The sequence below is a fragment of the Agromyces humi genome, assembly GCF_009720255.1.
Taxonomy (GTDB): Bacteria; Actinomycetota; Actinomycetes; order Actinomycetales; family Microbacteriaceae; genus Agromyces; species Agromyces humi.
Map to the genome: position 1 here is coordinate 1 of NZ_WJSP02000321.1, position 4,270 is coordinate 4,270.

Annotated in this window: 3 protein-coding genes; 1 reads left to right on the plus strand and 2 read right to left on the minus strand. The window is 70.2% G+C overall.

All coding sequences use genetic code 11. The annotated features are described in order from the left end of the window. Positions 1-31: 31 nt before the first annotated feature. Entirely contained in the window at positions 32-1,693 is a 1,662-nt protein-coding gene (locus GH736_RS18100) for a glycoside hydrolase family 32 protein (RefSeq protein ID WP_235934431.1), read from the minus strand. 716 nt (positions 1,694-2,409) lie between these two features. Here GH736_RS18100 and GH736_RS18105 point away from each other — a divergent pair. Next, positions 2,410-3,999, plus strand: a complete 1,590-nt coding sequence (locus GH736_RS18105) for a glycoside hydrolase family 68 protein (protein ID WP_159605818.1) — start codon at positions 2,410-2,412, stop codon at positions 3,997-3,999. An 84-nt stretch (positions 4,000-4,083) separates the two neighbouring features. Here GH736_RS18105 and GH736_RS24655 read toward each other — a convergent pair. Beyond that, positions 4,084-4,270: hypothetical protein (locus tag GH736_RS24655; RefSeq protein WP_203230841.1), on the minus strand; the 187-nt coding region annotated here is incomplete at its 5' end.

Here is a 4,270-nt window from a genome sequence, read left to right on the forward strand (position 1 = left end):
CGGCCGCCGGTGGCTGAAGAGGCCACCCGGCTCAGCCGTGCCGGTCGACGGGTGCGACCGCGAGCGGGGCCAGCCGCAGGGAGCGCACCTCGGTCGTGCCGCCGACCGACTCGACCGAGAGGCCGTTCGCGCCGGGCGCCCCGAACACGAGGCTCGAGAGGGACGACTCCCCGCCGTTCACGAAGACCTCCACGGATGAGGCGTCGACGACCACGTCGAGGGTCACCACGCCGTCGCGCAGGGGAGCGGGTGCCGAGCGCACGGCGCGGTAGGCATCGGGCATGGAGGCCGCGGCGGCATCCGCGTCACGGGCGACGAACGCCGTCCCCGACGCGAAGTCGACGCCGACCGCGGCGAACGAGCCGTCGCCCTCCTTCACCCGGAACCGCACCTCCGATGCCGGGTCGTCGGGGTCGGGAGCGACCTCGACGCGCAGGCGGTAGGCATCCGACTGCGGCTGCGGCAGCTCGGCCGAGGCGGCGGGATCGAGGTCGGCAGCTGAACGCGGTGCCGCGGCATCCGTCACCCGCAGGCCGCGCCGTTTCGCTGCCTCACCCTCGAGCGACTCGAGGCCCGCGACCGGGCTCGAGACCAGCGTCGGCCGGCCGTCCACGGTGCGTAGTGCGAGCTCCCGCACGAGGGAGTCGGCGCCGCCGTGCCAGTCCTCGGTGGGCAGGTCGCCGGCGTACGCCCAGTTGTTGAGCCAGCCGATCGCGTAGCGCGTCGCGAGACGGTCGGACTCGGACCGGCGCGGATCGTCCCAGGTGACGGCGGCGTAGAAGTCCGCGCCGTGGTCGAGCCACGCCGGCTCAGCGGCATCCGTGGTGAACCGTTCGCCGTCCCAGGCGCCGGTCCAGTATGCGGTGCCCGTGGTCTTGCCGTGCTCGGCGCCGTTCACGCCGGCCGCGAGCACCCAGGTGCTCCTCGCCGGATCGCCGTCGACCGACATCCGGAACAGGTCGGGGCACTCGAGGATGCCGAGGTCGTCGCGCTCGAAGGCGGAGCGGTAGGTCCAGTCCCTGAGGTCGGGCGACGTGTAGAAGCCGATCTTGTGGCCCTCGGCGAGCACCATCAGCCACTCGCGTCGTTCGTCGTCCCAGACGATCTTGGGATCGCGCCAGTGCTCGGCGCCCGGGTTGTCCATCACGGGATTGCCGTCGAACGGCTCGAATCGGAAGCCGCCGTCGGTCGAGACGAACAGCGACTGGCGCTGCACGCCGTCGGCCTGCTGGGTCATGATCGCGATGACCGCGCCGCGGCCGAAGCCCGCGGTGTCCTCGGTGTCGACCACGGCGCTGCCGGTCTCGATGTCGCCGAGCCCGTTCGCGTACTTCTCGATCGCGACGCCCTCCTCGCGCCAGTGCACGAGGTCGGTGGAGGTCGCGTGGTACCACTCGGTGCCGTTCCCCTCGGGGTAGTCGGCGTTGTAGAGGTAGTAGTAGTGCCAGCGTCCGTCGAGCCAGAAGGGGCGCTGCGGGTCGTTCATCCACCGCTCCTCGGGCGTGAGGTGCACGGCCGGACGGTAGGTCGACCAGTCGTCGGGTCGCGTGAAGTCACGGCCGGCGTCGGGACGGTCGGATGCCTCGGGCGTCGCGTTCGGCGGTGCCGTCGGCGGGGTTCCGGGGCCGGGCGCGAGCACGACGGCCAGCACCGCGGCGATGACCGCGGCGGCAGCCAGGGTGGTGGCGGCCACCCAGGTGCCGGGTCGGCGACGCCATGGTCGCGGATGCGCGGAACCGCGTCGCTTCGCGGGTGTCGTCGCGCCCGGCGGAGAGCCGGGTCGTGGTGTTCGGTTCATGATCCTCCGTCGTGGGTTCGCGCATCGCGCGATCCGTCCGTCGGGCCTGCGAAGGCGGTCGGGTCGGATCGGCGGTGCGCCTTCGCAGCGGTGTTCGGTGGGAGGAAGCGCAAGCGCCACTCGAGGAATCACGGGCCACGGTACGGGCAACCAAATCGATTTGCAATTTCTGCCGGGCGAAACCGTAGCGTGGAAGCGCGACCATCGGTGCCAGGCTGCTGATCGGGGAATTTCCATGCGAATGCACGGGGTGAAGCACCGACATTCCAGACTTGACAACGTTGTCAGTCGGCGCATAGCTTGCTGTTCGGGGGAAGCACGAACGCCACGTTCTCGACGACCGGCCAGGCATCAGCCGGCGGTCTTCACGAAAGCGAAGAACGTGAACATCACACACGCTGCTCCGCGCAGCCACGACCAGCGCGGTCACGCCATCCGACCCGGTGAGCTCAGGCGAGCCACCCGGTCGCACCTCGACTCCCGACCGCTCGGCTGACACCCGACGGCTCGGATCGGACGGATGCGCGACCGCGGCACGCCCGCACGCGGCATCCGGCCGCCATCGCCGCCACCGGCGGCCCAACCCACCCTGGAACAGGAAGGCGACAGACATGTCGACACCCACCCGGCGCATCACGCGCCCGCTCATCGGAGGGATGATCACGGCCGGTGCCGTGCTCGCCACCCTCTTCACCGGCACGGCGGGAGCCGTCGCAGCGCCCGACGACCTGCAGCCCGGCCCCGAGCCCACGGCGCACACGCAGGAGGCGTTCGCGCCCGAGTCCGACTTCACCGCGAAGTGGACCCGTGCTGACGCCCGCCAGCTCGCACGGCTCTCGGACCCCGAAGCGCCCTCCCGTGAGAACTCCATGCCCGCGGCGCTCACCATGCCGACCGTGCCGCAGGACTTCCCCGACATGTCGAACGGCGAGGTCTGGGTGTGGGACACCTGGCCCCTGACCGACGAGGACGGCAACCAGTACAGCGTCAACGGCCAGGAGATCATCTTCTCGCTCGTGGCCGACCGCAGCCTCGGCTTCGACGACCGCCACGTGTTCGCGAAGATCGGCTACTTCTTCCGGCCGGCCGGAATCCCCGCCGACGAGCGCCCCGAGAACGGCGGCTGGACCTACGGCGGCCTCGTCTTCAAGGAGGGCGTGACCGGGAAGATCTTCGACGACCAGTCGTACAGCCACCAGACCCAGTGGTCGGGCTCGGCCCGCATCGACAAGGGCGGCAAGATCAACCTGTTCTTCACGGATGTCGCGTTCTACCGTGACGCCGCGGGCAACAACATCAAGCCGTACGACCCGCGCATCGCACTGAGCGTCGGCAAGGTGCACGCCAACAAGCAGGGCGTGCGATTCACCGGCTTCGACACGGTGACCGACCTGCTCCAGGCCGACGGCACCTACTACCAGACCGGCGAGCAGAACGAGTTCTTCAACTTCCGCGACCCGTTCACCTTCGAGGACCCGGCCCACCCGGGTGAGACCTACATGGTCTTCGAGGGCAACTCGGCCATGCCGCGCGAGTCCGCGAGCTGCGACGCCGAGGACCTCGGCTACCGCGAGGGCGACCCCTACGCGGAATCCGTCGAGGCGGTCAACGCCTCTGGCGCGCCCTACCAGATCGGCAATATCGGCCTCGCCAAGGCGAAGAACGACGAGCTCACGGAGTGGGAGTTCCTGCCCCCGATCCTCTCGGCCAACTGCGTCACCGACCAGACCGAGCGTCCGCAGTTCGTGTTCAAGGACGGCAAGTCCTACCTGTTCACGATCAGCCACCGCGGCACGTTCGCGAACGGCATCGACGGCCCCGAGGGCGTCTACGGCTTCGTCGGCGACGGCATCCGCAGCGACTTCCAGCCGCTCAACGGCGGCTCGGGTCTCGCGCTCGGCAACCCGACGAACCTGAACTTCGCCGGTGGCCAGCCCTTCGCTCCCGACTACAACCAGCACCCCGGCCACTTCCAGGCGTACTCGCACTACGTGATGCCCGGCGGCCTGGTGCAGTCCTTCATCGACACGATCGGCACGCACGACGACTTCGTGCGCGGCGGCACCCTCGCCCCGACCGTGAAGATGGACATCCACGGCGACACGACCAGCGTCGACTACTCCTACGGCAACGGCGGGCTCGGTGGCTGGGCCGACATCCCCGCGAACCTGGACGTCAACTCCGGCGGCAAGGTGAAGTAGGCGAGCGGGCGCTGGTCATCCGATCAGCGCGAGATCGACGGATGCCCCGGGGCCGACCGCCCCGGGGCATCCGTGCGTCCTCGGCTACGGCCCCGTCGTGCTCGGGGCGGTCCGCTCGGCGCGGGAACCGAGCGCCGACTCCAGCACCGCGCGGCGCGACATCCGCCGTCCCCGCGCGATCCGGCGACGGATCACCTGCACCACCACCAGCCCGACCAGTCCGAGTACGACCCCGGTGACGCACGCCCAGACCAGCCAGCCGAGACCAGCT

Bases quoted from the DNA above. Each gene is read 5' to 3' on its own strand.
- GH736_RS18105 (WP_159605818.1), top strand. From the start codon at position 2,410: ATGTCGACACCCACCCGGCGCATCACGCGCCCGCTCATCGGAGGGATG.